Annotated in this window: 17 protein-coding genes; 10 read left to right on the top strand and 7 right to left on the bottom strand. The window is 70.0% G+C overall.

The window, feature by feature from the left end:
- Positions 1-6 precede the first annotated feature (6 nt).
- Complete coding sequence (locus tag AB0M70_RS36285) at positions 7-675, bottom strand: TetR family transcriptional regulator (protein WP_365827066.1); 669 nt, start codon at positions 673-675, stop codon at positions 7-9.
- 71 nt (positions 676-746) lie between these two features.
- On the opposite strand from AB0M70_RS36285, the gene AB0M70_RS36280 reads away from it, so the two are divergent.
- The 6 genes from AB0M70_RS36280 (at position 747) to AB0M70_RS36255 (ending at position 6783) form a co-directional block, all read left to right on the top strand.
- Positions 747-1544, top strand: coding sequence for an acetoacetate decarboxylase family protein (locus AB0M70_RS36280; protein WP_365827064.1), 798 nt, complete (start codon positions 747-749; stop codon positions 1542-1544).
- Position 1545: 1 nt separating this feature from the next.
- Positions 1546-2430, top strand: coding sequence for an SDR family NAD(P)-dependent oxidoreductase (locus tag AB0M70_RS36275; protein ID WP_365827062.1), 885 nt, complete (start codon positions 1546-1548; stop codon positions 2428-2430).
- Between the two features lie 10 nt (positions 2431-2440).
- Positions 2441-3724 (top strand): amidohydrolase family protein, encoded by a 1284-nt coding sequence (locus tag AB0M70_RS36270; protein ID WP_365827060.1) that lies wholly within the window; start codon positions 2441-2443, stop codon positions 3722-3724.
- Complete coding sequence (locus AB0M70_RS36265) at positions 3721-4974, top strand: amidohydrolase family protein (protein ID WP_365827058.1); 1254 nt, start codon at positions 3721-3723, stop codon at positions 4972-4974. The genes AB0M70_RS36270 and AB0M70_RS36265 overlap by 4 nt, the downstream gene beginning before the upstream one ends.
- Before the next feature lie 160 nt (positions 4975-5134).
- A complete protein-coding gene (locus AB0M70_RS36260) occupies positions 5135-6067 on the top strand; it encodes a sterol desaturase family protein (protein WP_365827056.1) in 933 nt (310 codons plus the stop codon).
- A complete protein-coding gene (locus AB0M70_RS36255) occupies positions 6064-6783 on the top strand; it encodes a lysoplasmalogenase (protein ID WP_365827054.1) in 720 nt (239 codons plus the stop codon). Before AB0M70_RS36260 ends, AB0M70_RS36255 begins: the two co-directional genes overlap by 4 nt.
- Here the strand turns inward: AB0M70_RS36255 and AB0M70_RS36250 are convergent.
- The 4 genes from AB0M70_RS36250 to AB0M70_RS36235 all read right to left on the bottom strand — a co-directional run bounded on the left by AB0M70_RS36250 (position 6716) and on the right by AB0M70_RS36235 (position 11631).
- Positions 6716-7759, bottom strand: coding sequence for a CopD family protein (locus tag AB0M70_RS36250; RefSeq protein ID WP_365827052.1), 1044 nt, complete (start codon positions 7757-7759; stop codon positions 6716-6718). The two genes, AB0M70_RS36255 and AB0M70_RS36250, sit on opposite strands and share 68 nt — an antisense overlap.
- 82 nt (positions 7760-7841) lie before the next feature.
- The gene (locus AB0M70_RS36245; protein WP_365827050.1) at positions 7842-8411 is read right to left on the bottom strand and encodes a hypothetical protein; all 570 of its coding nucleotides are present in this window, start codon (positions 8409-8411) and stop codon (positions 7842-7844) included.
- Positions 8412-8497: 86 nt separating this feature from the next.
- Positions 8498-10081: a S8 family serine peptidase gene (locus tag AB0M70_RS36240; RefSeq protein ID WP_365827048.1), complete on the bottom strand. Its 1584-nt coding sequence runs from the start codon at positions 10079-10081 to the stop codon at positions 8498-8500.
- A 14-nt stretch (positions 10082-10095) separates the two neighbouring features.
- Positions 10096-11631 carry a S8 family serine peptidase gene (locus AB0M70_RS36235; RefSeq protein WP_365827046.1) on the bottom strand — a complete coding sequence of 512 codons (1536 nt, stop codon included), beginning with the start codon at positions 11629-11631 and terminating at the stop codon, positions 10096-10098.
- Between the two features lie 328 nt (positions 11632-11959).
- Between AB0M70_RS36235 and AB0M70_RS36230 the strand changes: the two genes are divergently transcribed.
- From AB0M70_RS36230 to moaA, 3 genes are all read left to right on the top strand, one after another.
- On the top strand, positions 11960-12328 hold the full coding sequence (locus tag AB0M70_RS36230; protein ID WP_365827044.1) for a DUF485 domain-containing protein: 369 nt from the start codon (positions 11960-11962) through the stop codon (positions 12326-12328).
- Entirely contained in the window at positions 12325-13959 is a 1635-nt protein-coding gene (locus AB0M70_RS36225; protein ID WP_365827043.1) for a cation acetate symporter, read from the top strand. The genes AB0M70_RS36230 and AB0M70_RS36225 overlap by 4 nt, the downstream gene beginning before the upstream one ends.
- A gap of 179 nt (positions 13960-14138) precedes the next feature.
- Entirely contained in the window at positions 14139-15146 is a 1008-nt protein-coding gene (gene moaA / locus AB0M70_RS36220; protein WP_363207930.1) for a GTP 3',8-cyclase MoaA, read from the top strand.
- A 14-nt stretch (positions 15147-15160) separates the two neighbouring features.
- Here moaA and AB0M70_RS36215 read toward each other — a convergent pair whose 3' ends face one another.
- Both AB0M70_RS36215 and AB0M70_RS36210 read right to left on the bottom strand, forming a co-directional pair.
- Entirely contained in the window at positions 15161-15376 is a 216-nt protein-coding gene (locus tag AB0M70_RS36215) for a hypothetical protein (RefSeq protein WP_363207929.1), read from the bottom strand.
- A gap of 189 nt (positions 15377-15565) precedes the next feature.
- Positions 15566-15955 (bottom strand): DUF3099 domain-containing protein, encoded by a 390-nt coding sequence (locus AB0M70_RS36210; RefSeq protein WP_365827041.1) that lies wholly within the window; start codon positions 15953-15955, stop codon positions 15566-15568.
- Between the two features lie 215 nt (positions 15956-16170).
- Here AB0M70_RS36210 and AB0M70_RS36205 point away from each other — a divergent pair, with 215 nt between their 5' ends.
- Entirely contained in the window at positions 16171-16446 is a 276-nt protein-coding gene (locus tag AB0M70_RS36205) for a GlsB/YeaQ/YmgE family stress response membrane protein (RefSeq protein WP_365827039.1), read from the top strand.
- The last annotated feature ends 25 nt before the right edge of the window (positions 16447-16471 follow it).

Genomic DNA, 16471 nt, shown 5'->3' with positions numbered 1-16471 from the left:
TGACAGTCAGGTCCCTGGGCTGCTCGCCTCGTCGAGAAGTCCGGACACCAGTGCCGTGACCGACAGGGTGAACAGCGCCTCGTGGTCGGCGGGTCGGGCGAGCGCGCGGGCGAGCGCCGGGTCCTGTTCGGCCGTCTGCGCGCCCCACAGTTCCTCCTCGCCGGGGCGCTGCACGGGGGCGCGTTCGCGGTTGCGCTCGACCAGGAGGTGGCCGACGACGTGGACCTGGACGGCGCGTACGGCGTCGGCGGCGCGGGCGCCGCGCAGGCCCGCCGCGTGCACTTCGTGGACCAGGGCCTGCTGGGCGGGCAGGAACATCCGCTCGGTCAGGCCGCGTTCGTGGACCATCGCGATGAGGTGCGGGTGGTCGCGCAGCCGGCGGCGCAGGGCGCGCGCGACGGAGACGATGCGCCGGGCGGGGGTGCGGCCTGAGGGGTGGATCGCGCCGAGGTCGGCGAGGGTGCGCTCGACGAGGGCGTCCAGGAGCGACTCGCGGTTGCCGACGTGCCAGTAGATAGAGGTGACGGCGGTGCCCAGCTCGGCCGCGAGCCTGCGCATCGTCAGGGCCTGCGGACCGTGCTGCTTGACGAGCGCCGCGGCGGCGGCGAGTACCTGTTCCCGGTCGAGATGGCCGCGTTCCCGGTCCGGATGCGTACGCGTCTCTTCACTCTTCACGCCTCCTGTTGTAACTGTGTTACAGAACCGCCCGCAAGACCTCCTGTAGTCCTGACGAAGGGTGGTACGACATGGCACGCGTACGGTACGGAGCGCGCACCGAGGCGGAGATCGCCGCGGCGCGCAGCGCGAGTTCGAAGCTGCCCGACATCTGGTCCACGGGTGTGGTGGCCGTCTGGGAGAGCGATCCGGACGCGGTGGCGGCCGTCCTCCCGCCGCCGCTGAAACCCACGGACCGGCCGCTGGTGCGGGCCAACATCAGCAAGGTCGACCTGCCCGGCTATCCGCTCGGCGCGGGCTCGGTGGCCGTCGCCGCCGAGCACGACGGGGTGGCCGGCTGGTATCCGCTCGTCATGCCGATGACCCACGAGCGCGCCCTGATCGGCGGACGCGAGGTCTTCGGGGAGCCGAAGAAGCTGGGCGACGTCGAGGTGGAGCGCGACGGCCTGGTGGTGCGGGCCTCGCTGGCCCGGCACGGCATCGCCTTCGTGGAGGTGCGCGGCGCGGTCAGCGGCGCCCTGCCGCTCCCGGAGCCGGCCCGGAAGACGGACTTCTACTTCAAGTTCCTTCCCGCGGTGGACGGTTCGGGCTTCGACGCGGACCCGGTCCTCGTGCACTGCGTACGCAACGAGAAGGTCCGCAAGCTGGAGGGCGTCACCGGGGACGTCGTCCTGCGCGAGTCGATGTACGACCCGGTCGCCGACCTGCCCGTACGACGGGTCGTCGAGATCACCATCGGCGAGAAGACCACCGACCAGAAGGGCCGGGTGGCCGAGCGCGTCAGCGCGCAGGCGCTGCTGCCCTACATCCACCAGCGCTACGACGACCCGCAGCAGATCCTCGACGGCCCGCCCGAGGGGAGCGTCTGAGATGGAGCTGCGGGAAGGGCAGGTCGCCGTCGTCACGGGCGCGGCGAGCGGCATCGGCCTCGCGATGGCGCGGCGGTTCGCGGCGGACGGCCTGAAGGTGGTCCTCGCGGACGTCGAGGAGAGCGCCCTGGAGAAGGCCGCGGCCGGGCTGCGCGAGGACGGGGCGAGCGTGCACGCGCGCGTGGTCGACGTCGGCTCGCGCGAACAGGTCTTCGCGCTCGCCGAAGCGGCGTACGACACGTTCGGCGCCGTCCATGTGCTGTGCAACAACGCGGGAGTCGGCTCGGGCGCCGAGGGCCGCATGTGGGAGCACGAGCCCAACGACTGGAAGTGGGCCTTCGAGGTCAACGTGTGGGGCGTCTTCCACGGCATCCAGGCCTTCGTGCCCCGGATGATCGCGGGTGGCGAACCGGGCCACGTCGTCAACACCTCGTCCGGCGACGGCGGCATCGCGCCGCTGCCGACGGCTTCCGTGTACGCGGTCACCAAGGCGGCCGTCGTGACGATGACGGAGTCCCTGTACGCGCATCTGAAGGCGGAGCACGCGCGCGTGGGTGCCTCCGTGCTCTTCCCGGGGCCGCACATGCTGCGTACGGGGCTGTGGGAGTCCCACCGCAACCGCCCCGACCGGTACGCCAAGTCGCGTCCCCGCAAGACCCCTTACCGCTCACTCGACCAGTGGGAGTCCGCCATGAAGGACGCGGGCAAGGAGGTCGAGTTCACGCCCGTCGAGCAGGTGGCGGACTTCGTGGCGGAGGGGATCGCGGCCGACCGCTTCTGGCTGCTTCCGGAGAGCGAGCACAGCGACCGGCAGATCAAGGCCAGGTCGCGGTCGATGCTGGACCGCGCGAACCCGGCGTATCTGGAGAGCTTCATTCTGGACTGAAGGGCACGTGATGACCGACCAGGACCCCTACCTGATCATCTCCTCCGACTGCCACGCCGGGCTTCCCACCGAGGAGTACCGGCCCTATCTCGACAGCCGATTCCACCGGGACTTCGACCAGTTCCTGGGGGAGCGCGACGCCCGCCGCGCGGAGGCGACGCGGCTCGGCATCCGCAACGACGCGTTCGCCGCCAAGTGGTTCCAGGACAACGAGGAGGGCCTGCGCGGCGGCTGGGAGACCGCACAGCGCCTCAAGGAGCTGGACGGCGACGGGGTGGCCGCCGAGGTCGTCTTCCCCGACGCGGACGCCGTGGACAGCCAGACGGCCGCGCCCTTCGGGGTGGGTCTCGGCCTCTCCGGGGACCAGGACCCGGAGCTGGGCATGGCGGGCGCGCAGGCGCACAACCGCTGGCTCGCCGACTTCGTCTCCGAGCACCCCGAACGGCACTGCGGGGTCGCCCTGTTGCCCATCACCGGGGAGGTCGACCGGGTCGTCGCCGAGGTCCACCGAGCCAGGGAGTCCGGGCTCGGCGCGCTGATGATCCCCTCCATGTGGGTCGACAAGGCGCCCTACCACGACCGGCGTTACGACCCCGTGTGGGCGGCGGCGGCCGAGTGCGCGATGCCCGTGGTGACCCACTCCGGTGCGGCGCCCCGCCACGAGTACGGCGACCACCTGGGCATCTACGTCTCCGAAGTGACCTGGTGGCCCGCGCGGCCGCTGTGGTTCATGCTCTGGTCGGGCGTCTTCGAGCGCCACCCGGGGCTGAGGTTCGGCGTCGCGGAGTCCGGCTGCTGGTGGCTGCCGAACCTCCTGTGGTTCATGGACCGCCTCTACCTGGGCGCGCACGGCGGCAAGAAGCTCTCCCCGTTCGCGGAGCTCAAGCGGCCCCCGCACGAGTACCTGGATCGGCAGATCTTCATCTGCGCGACCAACACCAAGCGCCGCGAGCTCGCCCAGCGTTACGAGATCGGCGTCGACAACATCCTCTGGGGCAGCGACTTCCCGCACCCCGAGGGGACTTGGCCCGACACGCGCGCGTGGCTGCGGAAGACGTTCCACGACATCCCCGTGGAGGAGACCCGCAGGATGCTGGGTCTGGCGGCCGCCGAGGTCTTCGGCTTCGACACGGAGCGGCTCGCACCGCTGGCACGCCGGATCGGCCCCACCCCGGCAGACCTCGGCCAGGACACCGACCAGGGCGCCGTCGAGTCCTCCTGGGCGCGCTCGCGCGAGGTGGGCCGCCACTGGCTGACCGACCACGACTTCCCGGTACTGGGGGCGGACACATGAACCGGCAGCACACGACCGAAGAGCGCTACACCGTCATCTCCGCCGACTGCCACGCGGGCGCCGATCTCCTCGACTACAGGCCCTACCTGGAGTCACGCCACCACGACGCGTTCGACGCGTGGGCGGCCACGTACGTCAATCCGTACGAGGACCTGCTCGCCGACACCGCCGACCGCAACTGGAACTCGGACCGCCGCGTCGCCGAGCTGGAAGAGGACGGCATCGTCGCCGAGGTCGTCTTCCCGAACACCATCCCGCCCTTCTTCCCGAGCGCTTCTCTGATGGCCCCGGCCCCCACCCGCGAGGAGTACGAGCAGCGCTGGGCGGGTCTGCGGGCCCACAACCGCTGGCTCGCCGACTTCTGCGCCGCGGCTCCGGGGCGCAGGGCGGGCGTCTTCCAGATCCTCCTGAACGACGTGGACGAGGCCGTCAAGGAGATCCACCGGGCGGCCGACGCGGGCCTGCACGGCGGTCTTCTGCTGCCAGGGACGCCGCCGGGCAGCGGGCTGGCGGAGCTCTACTCGGCGACGTACGACCCGATCTGGGCGGCCTGCGCCGAGCGCGGCGTGCCGGTCAACCACCATGCGGGGTCGGCCTCTCCGCCCCTCGGGGAGGAGCCGGCCGCGCGGGCCGTCTTCATGGTGGAGACGACGTGGTTCTCGCACCGGGCCCTGTGGCACCTGGTGTTCGGCGGCGCCTTCCGCCGCCATCCCGACCTGCGCCTTGTGCTCACCGAGCAGGGCTCGGGGTGGATCCCGGGCGTCCTCGACATGCTGGACTACTACCACGGGCGCCTGGTCGCGGCGGCGTCGAGGAAGGACAGCTCCGGGACGGCCGAGTCCAAGTTCGGTGCGGGCCTCGCCGACTCGATGGGCAAGGGTCCGTCCGAGGTCTGGCGCGAGAACTGCTTCGTCGGCGCGAGCTTCATGCGCCCGCACGAGGCGCAGATGAGGCACCGGATCGGCCTCGACAAGATCATGTGGGGCAGCGACTACCCGCACGACGAGGGCACGCACCCCTTCTCGCGCGAGGGCCTGCGCATCGCCTACGCCGGCCTGCCCAAGGACGAGATCGCCGCCATGGTCGGCGGCAACGCGGCCCGGGTGTACGGCTTCGACCTGGAGCGGCTCGACGCGATCGCGGCGAAGGTCGGACCGACCGTCCAGGAACTCGACGAACCCCTCGAGGAGACACCCGCGGGCGCGACCAGCCCGGTGTTCGCTCCGGGAGGGGCGGTGCGCGTCTGGTGACATTTGGGGTGGGGTGCTCCCCGCGCGGTCAAAGGCGGACGCCCGGCGTTTGAGCGTCCGCTTTTGGCGGGGATCGCCAACATCCACTTCTTTACCGCTGGTAATACTTGTCGGTAACTACGTCTAGCGGCGGTCGGCCGGGGGCCCTTACGGTGCACGCATGCCGCCGAACCTGCCCGATGTCGTGCTGTGGTCCATACCTGCCTTCGTGCTGCTCACCGTCGTGGAGATCGTGAGCGTCCGGATCCATCCCGACGAGGACGAAGCCGGGTACGAGACGAAGGACGCCGCCACCTCCGTCACCATGGGGCTCGGCAGCCTCGTCTTCGACCTCTTGTGGAAGATCCCCATCGTGGCGATCTACACGGCGGTGTACGCGCTGACGCCGCTGCACATCCCCGTCCTGTGGTGGACGATCCCGCTGATGCTGCTCGCGCAGGACTTCTTCTACTACTGGTCGCACCGCGGGCATCACGTCATCCGCATCCTGTGGGCCTGCCACGTCGTGCACCACTCCAGCCGCAAGTTCAACCTCACGACGGCGCTGCGCCAGCCCTGGACGAGCCTGACGGTCTGGCCGTTCTACGTTCCGCTGATCGCGCTCGGCGTGCATCCGGCGGCGCTCGCGTTCTGTTCGTCGGCGAACCTCGTCTACCAGTTCTGGATCCACACCGAGCGCATCGACAAGCTCCCGCGGCCCTTCGAGTTCGTCTTCAACACGCCCTCGCACCACCGCGTCCACCACGCGTCGCAGGGCGGCTACCTGGACCGCAACTTCGGCGGCATCCTGATCATCTGGGACCGGATGTTCGGCTCCTGGGTCGCGGAGACGGACCGCCCCGTCTACGGCCTCACGAAGAACATCACCACGTACAACCCGCTGCGGGTGGCCACGCACGAGTACGTGGCGATAGCCAAGGACCTCAGGAAGGCCACCAGTTGGCGCGAGCGGGGCGGAAGGCTGTTCCGGGGGCCGGGTTGGCAGCCGCAGGAATCCGCGCAGTCTCGGACCGCCCAGGAGGCCGCGCCGGCGCCGGTGACGGAGCCCGTCACGGAGCCGGTCACGGAGCCGGTCACGGAGAGCGCGGCATGAGTCCCGGCTCCGCGGCGGACAGGCACTCCGCGGCCAAGCTGCTCCTGGGCGCGTTCGCCTTGGTGGCCGCGGGGGACCTGGCGGCGCTGCTGGCGGGCTCGGACACCGGGCACATGGTCTGCAAGCCGCTGCTGATGCCACTCCTGGCGGCGTACGTGGTCACGGTCAGGGGCCCGCGCCTGCTGACCGTGGCTCTCCTCTTCGGCTGGGGAGGCGACACCCTCCTGCTCTTCGACGCGGACCCCGCGTTCCTGGCGGGCATGGGCTCCTTCGCGGCGGGCCACGTCTGCTACCTGATCCTCTTCAAGCGCCACGGCACACCACGCGCGCGTGGCGCCTGGCTCGTGGCCGCGTACGCCACCGCCCTCGTCGTCACGGTCGCCCTCCTCTGGCCGGATCTCCCGCCGGACATGCGCGGACCGGTGGCGGGCTACAGCCTCCTGCTGACCGCGATGGCGTTCGGTGCCACGAGGCTGGGCCCCACCGCGGCGGCCGGCGGCGCGCTCTTCCTCCTGTCGGACACCCTCATCGCGACCGGCGTCGCCGAGTGGCCGCAGGCCCCGCGCCCCGACTTCTGGATCATGCTCACCTACATCGCCGCCCAGTTCCTGCTGGTCCGCGGCGTATTGGCGGCGCAGACGCCGCAGCTCACCAGCGAATCGGCAGCGGCAACGCCGTCAGCAGAGCCGACACCGCCACCACGAAGCCGAGCATGATGACCTCCCAGCGCGCGGGGGAGTACGCCGAGACCGGATCGGCGGCCCTGCGCAGCCGCCGGCGCGCGAGCAGCGCCAGGACGGCCACGGCCGCCACGAGGAGCACCTTGGCGAGCAGCGTGCGTCCGTAGGCCGTCTCCGTCAGCTGGTCGACGACCGTGCCCGGCGGCATCCGGCGCAGCGTGCTGAACACCCCCGTCACCGTGATCGCGGCGAGGAGCAGGGCCGCCACGCGCGCGTAGAGCCCCAGTACCGCCGCGCCCGCCTCCGGGGCGAACGGCCGCCACAGCCGCAGCATCCGGAGCACCTGCAGCAGGCCACCCGCCCACAGCACCCCGCAGGTCAGATGCACCAGGGTCAGACCGGTGCCGATGAGCGGGGTGTCCTCCACCGGGGGATGGGCCCGCAGCGCCTCCGCCACGATCACCGCGGCCAGCGGAAGCGCGGCGGTGGAGGGGCGGCGCGAGCGCGAGCAGAGCAGCGCCACGATGAAGGCGTTGACCTCCAGGAGCGCCAGCCTGCCGTCCCGCGTCGCGTAGAGGCCGCCGATGTCCATGTCGGAGAGCTGGTGGGGGACCAGATTGCCGGTGGCCACCACCGAAGCAAGGCCGAGCGCGGCGACGAGGCCCGCGCCCGCCGCGTACGCCGCCCAGGTGCGCGGCTCGCGGTCCAGCGGCGCCCCCGGGACGCGGCGCGCGAGCCGGATCGCGTACACCTCGCCCAACTGCACGCAGAGCGCGGCGAACATGACCGTCCGCAGGAACGCGATCCCTGCCGTGCCGGGCGCCTCGGCCTCCCCGGTGCCGCTCAGCGCCGCCGAGGGGCCGAGCAGCGGGACGGCGGCGGCGACGGCCACCAGGATCAGCACGGCGACGGCATGTCCCGTCGAGGGGCGGCGCGGTGCGCGGTGCGAGGCGGCTGCCGGGCCGCCCGAGGCTTCGCCACCGGGGTCGGCGGACGGTTGTATGGAGCTCACCACATGATCTTCACCAGGCACCCCCTAAACGGGCAAGTCCTGGCAAACAACTGGCGGAACCGCATTCCGCCCGGTAGGGGGCCTACTCGGGCGTGCTCGTGTCTGTCTCGCCCCGCGTGGCCGCCGACCACCACAGCCTGACCGATGTCCGCGGGTCGGACGGCCGCAGTTCCCATCCCTGGGCGGTCGCGGTCTCGACCACGTAATGGGCGCCCACACCGCGGTAGACGCTCCACGGGATCTCACACTCGACGGGCCGGAGCGGCTTGTTCGGCTCGTGGGGCGCGGACGCCCGCGCCGTCCAGCGGCCGACGGCTTCGTCGACCCGCGCGCGGTGGTACGCCGTGTCCCCTTCGTGGCGCATCTCCGGCCAGGTCACGCACCAGCCCGGCAGCCGAAGGCGCCCCAGCATGCGGTCCGACAGGGCGTTCAGCTTCTTCCCGCCCGAAGTACTGGCCGCCTCGGCGATCTCCGCGAGCAACAGCACCACGATGACCCCGGCTGTCACCACCACCGCGAGGACGCACCACACCGGTATGTACGCGATCATGCCGACGCAACCGAGCACCAGCTGCCACCGGGGACGGACGGGCGCCGCCACCCAATGCTCCGTGCCGGCCTGCACGAACCGGGAGTCCTTGTACTCATACATGGAACGAGATCCTCTCGCGAAGGGCCGGGCGGTCCGTGACCGCCCGGCCCTGTGCCTCCCGCGAGAGGGCTGCTTCCGCGAGAGGGCTACCTCCGTACGGCGTCCAAGGCGTCGATCATGCCCACGCCGTAGAAGCCGTTCTTGTTCTTGCCGCCCGCACACACCGCGTCGACCTTGCCGTCGCCGTCGATGTCGTACGGATCGGTGCACTTCATGGCGTCGGCCTCGCCGTAGAGCAGCGCCTTCACCTTCGACGAAGACGCGTGCGGGTGGGCCGACTTGATGAGCGCGGCGACGCCCGCGGCGTGCGGTGACGCCATCGACGTACCCGCCTTGTAGCCGAACTTGCCGCCAGGGAGCGTCGACAGGATGCGGCCGTCCGTGGCCGGCGCGTCCGGCGTCTGGAACCGCGTCGAGTCTCCGCCGGGCGCCGCGATGTCGATGACGCCCTTGCCGTAGTTCGAGTACGAGGACTTGATGCCCTTCGCGCCCGTGGCCGAGACGGTCACCACACCCGGAAGCTGCGACGGAAGGTCGAGGCAGTCCGCGGTCTTGATGACCCGCTCCGTGGGCGTCGTGTCGTCCGGGCTCGAGTCGTCGACGATCTCGTCCTGCGCGAGGTCCGTCTTGGCGTTGCCCGCCGCCGCGACGTTCACCGCACCCTTGCGCTCCGCGTACCGGGTGGCCCGCCCGACGGCGTCGACCAGGGCCTTCTGGTCGTCGTCCGTCTTGCAGTTGAACAGCCACGGGTCGGTGTAGTAGCTGGAGTTGGTGACATCCACGCCGTGATCGGCCGCCCACATGAAGCCGCAGACCACGGCCTCCGTGTAGTACATGCCGGTCGCCGGCTCGGCCACCTTCAGGCTCGCCACCTTCACGCCCGGAGCGACACCGGTGACGCCGGTGCCGTTCTTCGCGGCGGCGATGGTGCCCGCCACGTGCATGCCGTGGTCGCTCTCCCCGCTCACCGGACGCCACGCGCTGTCCTTCTGCACGGGCACGCCGCCCAGACAGCTCGCGGACGCCTTCGCGTCGAAGTTCGGCGCGATGTCCGGGTGCGTGTCGTCCACCCCGGAGTCCAGGACGCCAACGGTGACCCTGGAGCTGCCGAGCGACTCCTTGTGGGCCTTGTCCGCCTTGATGGCGGGCAGATCCCACTGGAGCGGCTCGAGCTCGTCCTGGCCCGCGCCCGCCTGCCCGGCCGCCTGCTTCGCCTCGGCGGCGGTCAGCGGCCTGTCGGCCTCGAGGGCATCGTCGGACTGCGCGGACAGCGGAGCCGTACGCGTGGCCCCCGCCGACGCGACGCCCTTCGCCCCGCGGATCTTCTTCGCGAAGTCCGCGTTCGACGAGTGGACGACGATCACGCCGATCCTGTCGTACGCGATGACGACCGTGCCGCCCGCGTTGGCGATGGCCTTCTTCACGTACGCCGTCGTCTTGGCGGACGGTGAACCACCGTGTCCGGCGCGGACGTTGACGACGTAACTCATCGACGTGCCGTCCGTGAGCGAGCCCAGGGCGGACACGGCCGACGACCCCGGGGCGCCGGGGCGGGCCGCGGCGTCGGGCTGCGCCGACGCCGTGCCCGGCAGGAAGGCGACGGCCGAGGCCACCGCCATGCCGAGCGGGAGTGCGAGCGCGCGGCGCGAGCGCGTGAAGGGTGCGGTCATGGTGCGCGAGCCCCTCACTTCTTCTTCACGGCGTCGAGCGCGTCGACGATCCCACTGCCGTAGAAGCCGTTCTTGTTCTTGCCGCCCTCGCAGACCGCGTCGACCTTGCCGTCACCGTCCGGGTCGTACGGCGTCGTCGGGCAGCCCGGGTTGTCGGCCTGCTTCTTGAGGAGGCGCTGGAGTTCGGCGGGGCTCGCCTTGGGGTGCGTCGACTTCAGGAGCGCGGCCACGCCCGAGGCGTGCGGCGAGGCCATCGAGGTGCCCTGCAGCCAGCCGTACTCGTTGCCCGGCATCGTGGAGAGGATGCGGCCGTTCTTCGACGGGGTGTCGGCCGGGATCTGGTACTTGTCGCCGCCGGGGGCCGCGACGTCGATGACGCCCTTGCCGTACGTGGAGTAGTACGACTTGAGGTCCTGCACGCCCGTCGCGCTGACCGTGACCACGCCCGGCAGCTGCGTCGGCAGGTCGAAGCACTCGGACGGGTCGATGGTGCGCGGCACCGGCGTCGAGTCGTCCGGGCTGGAGTCGTCCAGGATCTCGTCGGCGGCGAGGTCGTGGTTGGAGTTGCCCGCCGAGGCGAGGTTCAGGGTGCCCTTCTTCTGGGCGTACAGCTGGGCGCGGTTGACCGCGTCGACGATGGCCCGCTGGTCCGGGTCGTCCATGCAGTTGTAGAGCCACGGGTCCACGTAGTAGCTGTTGTTCGTGATCTCGATGCCCTTGTCGGCGGCGAACACGAACGCGCAGACGACGCTTTCCGGGTAGAACAGCTCGCTGACCGGGTCGGCCACCTTGATGCCGGCGACCTTCACACCGGGGGCGACGCCCGCGACACCCACGTTGTTGCGGGCGGCGGCTATCTCGCCGGCCACGTGCGTGCCGTGGTAGTGGTCGGGCTTCTCCGGGCGCCAGGCGCCGGCCGAGGTGTCCGCCTTGCCGCCGACACAGCTCGCCGACTGCGAGGCCGAGAAGTTGGGCGCGAGGTCAGGGTGGGTGTCGTCGACTCCGGTGTCGATGACGCCGACGGTGACCTTCTTGCTGCCCGGGTTGATCTTGGCTGCCTTGTCGGCGCCTATCGCACGCAGGTCCCACTGGTCGGCCTCGAGCGGCTCGGCGGCCGAAGGGGCCTGCGCCTTGAGCGCCTTGGCCTCGGACTTCGACAGGAGGGTCGGGGCGCCCTCCTCGGTGGTGCCCGCCGCCGTCAGGGGCGAGGTGCGGGTCGCGCCGGCGGACTGGACGCCCTTGACCTTGCGCAGCTGCTTGCCGAAGTCGGGGTTCGCGGAGTGCGCGACGATCACGCCGATCTTCGGGTAGGCGACGACGACGGTGCCGTCCGCCTTGGCGATCGCCTTCTTGACGTACGCGATCGTCTTGGAATCCGTACGGGTGTTGACGACGTAGGCCAGCTTCGGGGCCTCGGCCTTCGCGGACGCGGTGGCGGGGGCGTCGGGGGCCGCGGTGGCGACACCGGGAGCGAAGCCGACCGACGCCGCGAGCGCGATGCCGAGGGGCACGGTGAGCGCGATACGACGTCTGGAACGCAGATGAGCCATGGGATCTCCACATCATCCGGATACGTGAACTGCCCGAACACGACAAGTGATCGGGCAGGTACATGACGGGCTGTGCAGGGTGAAGCTATCCCCCGAACTCCCAGGCCAGCAATGGATTCCAGAAGAAATCGGTCCGGCACACCGCGCCGGGCGCGCCGTCGAGACGTTGAACAGGTAACGGAAGCAACATCGACCCCTGTCGGATCACGTCCCGTGGCCTTAGCATCGCCATCCGTGGCTCACGTGATCCGCGTCACTGCTGGATCGAAGAGAGCCAATGGATCAGCTGTCCGTCCCCACCGCACCCGCACCACGAGGAGAAGACTCCGTGGCCCCCGAAGCATCCCCACCGTCCAAGGACGGAGTAGCCCCCGCCCCGCACGCGCCGTCCACGGAAGAATTCCTCCAGGAGCAAGCGAGTCCCGAGTTCGGTGAACTCCGCAAGGCGCACCGCTCGTTCGCCTTCCCGCTGACCGTCGCCTTCATCCTCTGGTACCTCGCGTACGTCCTGCTCTCGAACTACGCGGGCGACTTCATGGGCACCAAGCTGTTCGGCAACATCAACGTCGCCCTGGTCCTCGGCCTCGCACAGTTCCTGACCACGTTCCTCATCGCCTGGTTCTACTCGCGCCACGCCGCCGCGAAGCTCGACCCCAAGGCCGAGGCGATCAAGTCCCGTATGGAGGCCGGCGCATGAGCCCCGCGCTGAACACCACTGTCCTGGCGGCGACGTCCGACGCCTCCGAGCACCGGGCGCTGATCATCAGCCTCTTCGCGGCCTTCGTCGTCGCGACCCTCTTCATCACCGTCTGGGCGGGCCGCCAGACCAAGAGCGCCGCCGACTTCTACGCGGGCGGCCGCCAGTTCACCGGCTTCCAGAACGGTCTGGCGATCTCCGGCGACTACATGTCCGCCGCGTCCTTCCTCGGCATCGCGGGCGCCATCGCCCTCTTCGGGTACGACGGCTTCCTCTACTCCATCGGCTTCCTGGTCGCCTGGCTGGTGGCGCTCCTGTTGGTCGCCGAGCCGCTGCGCAACTCCGGCCGGTACACGATGGGCGACGTCCTCGCCTATCGCATGCGCCAGCGTCCGGTGCGCACCGCGGCGGGCACCTCCACGATCGTCGTCTCGATCTTCTACCTGCTCGCGCAGATGGCGGGCGCCGGTGTCCTGGTCTCGCTGCTGCTCGGCATCACCAGCGACGCGGGCAAGATCCTGATCGTCGCCCTCGTCGGCGTCCTGATGATCGTCTACGTCACCATCGGCGGCATGAAGGGCACCACCTGGGTGCAGATGGTCAAGGCCGTGCTGCTCATCGCGGGCACCATCCTGATCACCTTCCTGATCCTGCTCAAGTTCAACTTCAACGTCTCCGACCTGCTCGGCACCGCCGCCTCCAACAGCGGCAAGGGCTCGGCCTTCCTGGAGCCCGGTCTCAAGTACGGCGCGAGCGGCACGTCGAAGCTGGACTTCCTCTCGCTCGGCATCGCCCTGGTGCTCGGCACGGCGGGACTGCCGCACATCCTGATCCGCTTCTACACGGTGCCGACCGCCAAGGCCGCGCGTAAGTCCGTGAACTGGGCGATCGGCATCATCGGCTCCTTCTACCTGATGACGATCGTCCTCGGCTTCGGCGCCGCTGCGCTGCTCAAGCCCGGCGACATCATCGCCTCGAACAAGGCGGGCAACACCGCGGCACCGCTCGCCGCCCTGGAGATCGGCGGCGGTGGCGACTCCACCGGGGGCGCGCTCCTGCTCGCCGTGATCTCCGCGGTCGCCTTCGCCACGATCCTCGCGGTTGTCGCCGGTCTGACCCTCGCCTCGTCCTCGTCGTTCGCGCACGACATCTACGCCAACGTCATCAAGAAGGGCAAGGCCACCGAGAAGGAGGAGATGAAGGCCGCTCGCTGGTCGACCGTCTTCATCGGCATCGTCTCCATCGCGCTCGGCGCCCTGGCCCGCGATCTCAACGTGGCGGGCCTGGTCGCCCTCGCCTTCGCCGTGGCGGCCTCCGCGAACCTGCCGACGATCCTCTACAGCTTGTTCTGGAAGCGGTTCACCACCCAGGGCGCGCTCTGGTCCATCTACGGCGGCCTGATCGCGGCTGTCGGCCTGGTGCTGTTCTCGCCGGTCGTCTCGGGCAAGCCCACCTCGATGTTCCCCGACGCGAACTTCGACTTCTTCCCGCTGGAGAACCCGGGCCTGATCTCCATCCCGCTGGGCTTCCTGCTCGGCTGGCTCGGCACGATCCTGTCGAAGGAGGAGGCGGACAAGGGCAAATACGCGGAGCTGGAGGTACGGTCCCTCACGGGAACCGGAGCCCACTGATCCGCCTGGGTTCCACCTGAAACACGCACGTCAGCGGCCGCGTCGTAGATCGTTGGTAGATCTCTACGACGCGGCCGCACCGCTCCTCGTGGGATCGGGCCCCCCGCGCTGTCGGTCCCGTCACGTAGGCTCGTGTCATCTGAACCGAACGGCTGAACAGGATCAGGGAGGGGGCCCACGTGCTCATCGACACCTACGGCCGAGTGGCCACCGATCTGCGGGTTTCGCTGACCGACAAGTGCAATCTGCGGTGCACGTACTGCATGCCCGAAGAGGGCCTGCAGTGGCTGTCCAAGTCCGAGCTCCTCAGCGACGACGAGATCGTCCGCCTCATCCGGATCGCCGTGACCCAGCTCGGCATCACCGAGATCCGCTTCACCGGCGGCGAGCCGCTCCTGCGCCCCGGCCTCGTCGGCATCATCGAGCGCTGCGCCCAGCTGGAGCCGCGCCCCAAGATGTCCCTGACGACGAACGGCATCGGCCTCAAGCGCACCGCCGCCGCCCTCAAGGCAGCGGGCCTGGACCGGGTGAACGTCTCCCTGGACACCCTGCGCCCCGACGTCTTCAAGACCCTCACCCGCCGCGACCGCCACAAGGACGTCCTGGAGGGCCTCGAGGCGGCCCGTGACGCCGGCCTGACCCCGGTCAAGGTCAACACGGTCCTGATGCCCGGCCTGAACGACGACGAGGCCCCCGACCTCCTCGCCTGGGCCGTCGAGAACGACTACGAACTGCGTTTCATCGAGCAGATGCCCCTGGACGCCCAGCACGGCTGGAAGCGCGACGGCATGATCACCGCCGGTGACATCCTGCAGTCGCTGCGTACGCGCTTCGAGCTCACCGAAGAGGGCTCCGGCGAGCGCGGCTCCGCGCCGGCCGAGCGCTGGCTCGTCGACGGCGGCCCGCACCGCGTGGGCGTCATCGCCTCCGTCACCCGCCCGTTCTGCTCGGCCTGCGACCGCACCCGCCTCACGGCCGACGGCCAGGTCCGCACCTGCCTGTTCGCCACCGAGGAGACCGACCTGAGGGCGGCCCTGCGGGCGAACGACGAAGAGAGCTCCGAGGGCTCGGACGAGGCGATCGCCCGCATCTGGAAGCTCGCGATGTGGGGCAAGAAGGCGGGCTCGGGCCTCGACGACCCGACGTTCCTGCAGCCCGACCGCCCCATGTCGGCGATCGGCGGCTAGGACAGGCCCTGGCCCTAGCTCTCCGGGGCTTCCCACTCGGCGAGCGGCACGACGTCCTTCAACATGCTGCGCACGCCCAGGAATTGAGAGAGGTGCTCGCGGTGTTCCTCACACGCGAGCCACGTCTTGCGGCGCTCCGGGGTGTGGATCTTCGGGTTGTTCCACGCCAGTACCCACACGGCGGCCGCGCGGCAGCCCTTGGCGGAACAGATCGGTGTTTCGTCGCTCACGAATGACGTCCAAGTGCGTTCAAAACAAGGCGACGCCGAGCAGCCACGGGGGGAGCTGCCCGGCGTCGGTCTGTCGCTCCGACGGGGGATGCGGAGCGCGTACGAAGTATGTCACGGGGGACCCGGTGCCTGGCACCGGAACCACATGATTGATCTGAGCTTTTCTTGAGCTTGGCGCATCGTCGACGGTCAGTTCTGATGGCCTGACGGAGCGTTGGCCTCACCCGGCGCGGGGCCCGTGCCGGCTTCCGGGACGGGTTCCGCGGACTCGCCGCGCGGGGGCGGCGGCGCGAGCACCGGCCGGGACGGCGCCGGTACGAAGGTCGACGGCAGCGAAGGGATGTTCTCACGCCCCGCGTTGGCGATCACGACGGAGATGTACGGCAGGAGGATGCCGAGCACCAGTGCGACGAGGGCGACATGCCGCTCGACGTTCCACAGGACCGCCGCGGCAATGACCGAAAGCGTACGGATCGACATCGAGATCACGTACCGCCGCTGCCTGCCCCGCACGTCGTCCGCGAGTGACTGCCTGGCCCCTGTGATCCGGAAGACCTGGGCGCCGCTCTGCTTCCGCATCACATTCCACCGCCTGCTCACAAGAAGCCGGGCGCTCCCCGGCCCGGACCCGGTCCACGTTACGCCGGGGCTGCGCAGCCTTCGAGACCGGGGCAGGCTCCTTCTCGGTGTCCTGTCTGCGTCATGCCACGTATGGGGGTGCCCGACATGCGCCGTATGGAGGATCGGTCGAGACTTGCCGTAATGCTCATGTTGAGCCGAATGAGGAGGCAGCTATGAGCTGGTTGTGGGCCATCGTCGTGGGATTCGTGCTGGGGCTGATCGCCAAGGCGATCCTGCCCGGCAAGCAGCACAGTCCGCTCTGGCTGACCACGATCTTCGGCATCATCGGTGCGATCATCGGCAACTCGCTTGCCTCGGCGTTCGGCATCGAAGACACCAAGGGCATCGACTGGGGTCGACACGCCCTGCAGCTCGTGGCGGCACTCGTCGTCGTGGGCGTCGGAGACATGGCGTACAAGATGATCAAGGGTAACAGGCAACGCGCCTGACCTGCGAGAACGCGGCATGTGAGAG

It is taken from the genome of Streptomyces sp. NPDC051214 (genome assembly GCF_040682375.1).
GTDB lineage: Bacteria > Actinomycetota > Actinomycetes > Streptomycetales > Streptomycetaceae > Streptomyces.
The sequence above is the reverse complement of the archived record's forward strand: the minus strand, read 5'-3'. Positions and strand labels throughout refer to the sequence as shown.

Excerpts from the sequence above, each read along its gene's own strand:
- AB0M70_RS36280 (WP_365827064.1), top strand. The coding sequence starts at position 747 with ATGGCACGCGTACGGTACGGAGCGCGCACCGAGGCGGAGATCGCCGCG.
- AB0M70_RS36275 (WP_365827062.1), top strand. The coding sequence starts at position 1,546 with ATGGAGCTGCGGGAAGGGCAGGTCGCCGTCGTCACGGGCGCGGCGAGC.
- AB0M70_RS36270 (WP_365827060.1), top strand. The coding sequence starts at position 2,441 with ATGACCGACCAGGACCCCTACCTGATCATCTCCTCCGACTGCCACGCC.
- AB0M70_RS36265 (WP_365827058.1), top strand. The coding sequence starts at position 3,721 with ATGAACCGGCAGCACACGACCGAAGAGCGCTACACCGTCATCTCCGCC.
- AB0M70_RS36260 (WP_365827056.1), top strand. The coding sequence starts at position 5,135 with ATGCCGCCGAACCTGCCCGATGTCGTGCTGTGGTCCATACCTGCCTTC.
- AB0M70_RS36255 (WP_365827054.1), top strand. The coding sequence starts at position 6,064 with ATGAGTCCCGGCTCCGCGGCGGACAGGCACTCCGCGGCCAAGCTGCTC.
- AB0M70_RS36245 (WP_365827050.1), bottom strand. The coding sequence starts at position 8,411 with ATGTATGAGTACAAGGACTCCCGGTTCGTGCAGGCCGGCACGGAGCAT.
- AB0M70_RS36240 (WP_365827048.1), bottom strand. The coding sequence starts at position 10,081 with ATGACCGCACCCTTCACGCGCTCGCGCCGCGCGCTCGCACTCCCGCTC.
- AB0M70_RS36235 (WP_365827046.1), bottom strand. The coding sequence starts at position 11,631 with ATGGCTCATCTGCGTTCCAGACGTCGTATCGCGCTCACCGTGCCCCTC.
- AB0M70_RS36225 (WP_365827043.1), top strand. The coding sequence starts at position 12,325 with ATGAGCCCCGCGCTGAACACCACTGTCCTGGCGGCGACGTCCGACGCC.
- AB0M70_RS36210 (WP_365827041.1), bottom strand. The coding sequence starts at position 15,955 with ATGCGGAAGCAGAGCGGCGCCCAGGTCTTCCGGATCACAGGGGCCAGG.
- AB0M70_RS36205 (WP_365827039.1), top strand. The coding sequence starts at position 16,171 with ATGAGCTGGTTGTGGGCCATCGTCGTGGGATTCGTGCTGGGGCTGATC.